The organism is Massilia sp. P2_C2 (genome assembly GCF_056404615.1).
This window is the reverse complement of sequence record NZ_JBFUDR010000481.1, coordinates 1-3201: the sequence shown is the minus strand read 5'-3', so window position 1 is coordinate 3201 and position 3201 is coordinate 1. Positions and strand designations below refer to the sequence as shown.

General features: G+C 67.2%; 4 protein-coding genes and 1 pseudogene. All 5 read right to left on the bottom strand.

Annotation, left to right across the window (positions count from 1 at the left end):
* Window positions 1–248, bottom strand: a pseudogene (locus tag AC1DYX_RS29730) (hypothetical protein); the annotation flags it as partial.
* A 108-nt stretch (window positions 249–356) separates the two neighbouring features.
* Complete coding sequence (locus tag AC1DYX_RS29725; protein ID WP_477265607.1) at window positions 357–551, bottom strand: hypothetical protein; 195 nt, start codon at window positions 549–551, stop codon at window positions 357–359.
* An 85-nt stretch (window positions 552–636) separates the two neighbouring features.
* On the bottom strand, window positions 637–1863 hold the full coding sequence (glcF, locus tag AC1DYX_RS29720) for a glycolate oxidase subunit GlcF (RefSeq protein WP_477265605.1): 1227 nt from the start codon (window positions 1861–1863) through the stop codon (window positions 637–639).
* A gap of 2 nt (window positions 1864–1865) precedes the next feature.
* Window positions 1866–2924 (bottom strand): glycolate oxidase subunit GlcE, encoded by a 1059-nt coding sequence (glcE, locus tag AC1DYX_RS29715; RefSeq protein WP_477265603.1) that lies wholly within the window; start codon window positions 2922–2924, stop codon window positions 1866–1868.
* Between the two features lie 2 nt (window positions 2925–2926).
* The coding region (locus AC1DYX_RS29710) for an FAD-linked oxidase C-terminal domain-containing protein (RefSeq protein WP_477265601.1) at window positions 2927–3201 on the bottom strand (275 nt) is incomplete at its 5' end.

The following is a 3201-nucleotide window of genomic DNA, read 5'->3' as shown; positions in this document are numbered from 1 at the left end:
GTCTTGACGAGCGTGTGGAACGCGCTGATGTCGAGCGGCTTCGGGTTTTTCTTGTCGCGRCCCATGGTCCAGGGGCCGACGAGCGCGGGTTCGGATTCGCCATCCTTGTACATGGCCACGGCCCAGCCGTCGTCGTCTTCGTTCTTGATGACGCGTGCGGTCCAGCCGTTGCCTTGCCACAGGCGGGCCTCCTGGACGGGTGCGTCATCGTCGTGGTCCGGGGCGTGGTCGGGATTGTGGTCGTTCATTGCTTGTGCTTGTCTTGCGGGCCTCGGCCCAGAAGCAAGATCATAGGGGGTTGCGGCCCCGTGGACAAGGACCACACCGACCAGTCGGCCGGATGCAGCAAATGTCGATCAGATGATGCGCAAATCGGGGCCACGCGGCGGCACGATGGGCGGTCCGGGCGGGGTGTTGCGCGGATCGATCGCCGGGGACGGGATGTGGCGGTTGAACGGATTGATGATGATGGGTGGAATCGCCGGCGGTGCCGACGGCGGATTCTTGTGGCCGGCCGCGTCCTGATTGCGGTAGTTCAAAATACATTGCATAAAAATGCCTCCTGCAACAGAGCAGGCTGTCAGTATAGACCTCGAGTCCAGCATTGCAAGGCTTGATTTCCGGCCACTTTTTTCCTTACGCCAATGCGCGGTCGAGCAGTTCGATCCAGTGCTCGACCGGTACCTCCGTCCCCGATTGCAGGTGCGTGATGCAGCCGATATTCGCGGAGACGATGCGTTCCGGCGCCGTCGCTTCCAGCTTCGCCAGCTTGTCGTCGCGCAGGCGCAGCGAGATGTTCTTGTGCAATACCGAATACGTGCCGGCCGAGCCGCAGCACAAATGGCTGTCGGCGCACAACTGCACAGCGACACCTGCCGCGCGCAGCAGCCCCTCGACCTTGCCGCGGATCTTCTGGCCGTGCTGCAAGGTGCAGGGCGGATGATAGGCGACCCGCGGCCCGCCCTTGCGCCCGCCCAGCTTCGCCCGCAACCGCACCTCGAATTCCGGCAGCACTTCGCTGACGTCCTTCGCGGCGGCAGACACGCGCGCCGCCCTGGCCGCATAGACCGGGTCGTCGGCGAGCGCATGGCCGTACTCCTTGATCATCGCGCCGCAGCCGGAGGCGTTGATCAGGATCGTATCGATGCCTTGCTCGAGATACGGCCACCATGCGTCGATGTTGCGCCGCATGTCGGCGCGGCCGCCTTCTGCATCGTTCATGTGCCAGCGGATGGCGCCGCAGCACCCCGCCCGGTTGGCCGCGACGAGTTGCACGCCGACGGCATCGAACACGCGCGCCGTCGCGGCATTGATATTCGGCGACATCGACGGCTGCACGCAGCCTTCGAGGAACAGCATCTTGTGCGCGTGCTGCGTGCGCGGCCAGCTGCCTGCGCCTTGCGGCACCGGCACCTTGTCCTTCAAGGCCCGCGGCAGCAGCGGACGGAGCATCTGCCCCGTCTTCATGGCCGGCGTGAACAGCCAGCGGCGCGGCAGCGTTTCCTTGAGCAGGGTACGGAGCATGCGCTGGCCCGCAGGGCGCGCCACCTGCTGCTCGACCACGCGTCGGCCGATGTCGGCCAGGCGTCCGTACTGCACGCCGGACGGACAGGCCGATTCGCAGTTGCGGCAGGTGAGGCAGTGGTCCAGGTGGGCCTGGGTCTTGTCCGTGGCTGGCCGCCCTTCGAGCACCTGCTTGATCAGGTAGATGCGGCCGCGCGGCCCTTCCAGCTCGTCGCCGGACAGTTGATAGGTCGGGCAGGTGGCGGTGCAGAAGCCGCAATGGACGCATTTGCGCAGAATCGCGTCGGCCTCGTCGCCGTCGCGGGTGCCCCGGATGAAATCAGCGAGATTGGTTTGCACGGCTAGAAATCCTTGTACATGCGGCCGCGGTTGAAGACCCCGGCCGGGTCGAATACATTCTTGAGTTGTCGGTGGATCGCGTGGACCGCGGGCGCCAGCGGCTGGAACACRCCGGCGTCGCGGTCGCCGCCACGGAACAGCGTGGCGTGGCCGCCGGCGCTGCTTACGGCCGCGCGGATGGTCGCCGCATCGGCGTCAAGCCTGAGCCAGCGTTGCGCGCCGCCCCATTCGATCAGTTGGGTACCGGGCAGCGCCAGTGGCGGCGCGATCGTCGGCAGCGACAAGCGCCACAAGCTGCCCTCGGTCGTGAAGAACGCGGCCTCATGCTCGCGCAGGGCGCGCCACCAGTCATCCGCATCGTCCAGCAACTCGCCGCCGATGCGCCGGCGCGCCGCGTCGACCGCCGACCGCGCGCCGGACAGGCGCACCGCCAGCACGTCGTCGTGCCAGCTGGAGGCCGAGACGGGCAACGGCTGGCCGCCCCATTCGTTCAGCAGGCGCAGGGCCTCGTCCTGCGCCACCTGCAGTTGCACCGTGCATTCGGCGACCGGCTGCGGCAAGACCTTCAGCGACACCTCGGCGATCAGGCCGAACACCCCGAGCGACCCGGCCAGCAGGCGCGACACGTCATAGCCGGCCACGTTCTTCATCACCTTGCCGCCGAAGTGCAGGACCTCGCCCTTCCCGTTCACCAGCACGGCGCCGAGCACGAAATCGCGCACGGCGCCCGCCGCCTGGCGGCGCGGCCCGGACAATCCTGCCGCCACGGTGCCGCCGATCGTCGCACCGGGGCCGAAGTGCGGTGGCTCGAACGCCAGCATCTGGCCGTGTTCCGCCAGGTGTGCCTCGATTTCGGCCAGCGGCGTGCCGCAGCGCGCGCTGATCACGAGCTCGGTCGGTTCGTAGTCCGTGATGCCGCGATATCCCGTGGTATCGAGCACCGTGCCCCGCACGTCCTGTCCGTACCAGTCCTTGCTGCCGCCGCCGCGGATGCGCAGCGGAGCGCGGGCGGCGGTGGCGTCGCCGATCCGGTCGGCGAATTCCTGTAATGTCGTATCCATCGTCAAAAACGCGGCAGGTTGGAAAACGGCCTCTGTCCGTGGCGCACGTGCATGCGGCCGTATTCGGCGCAGCGGTGCAGCGTGGGAATCGCCTTGTCGGGATTGAGGATGCCGGCCGGATCGAAGGCGCGCTTGACGGCCAGGAACGCATCCAGCTCGGCGCGCGAGAATTGCACGCACATCGAATTGATCTTCTCGATGCCGACGCCATGCTCGCCCGTGATCGTGCCGCCGACCTCGACGCACAGCTCGAGGATGTCGGCGCCGAACAGTTCCG

Excerpts from the sequence above, each read along its gene's own strand:
- AC1DYX_RS29725 (WP_477265607.1), bottom strand. The coding sequence starts at position 551 with ATGCAATGTATTTTGAACTACCGCAATCAGGACGCGGCCGGCCACAAG.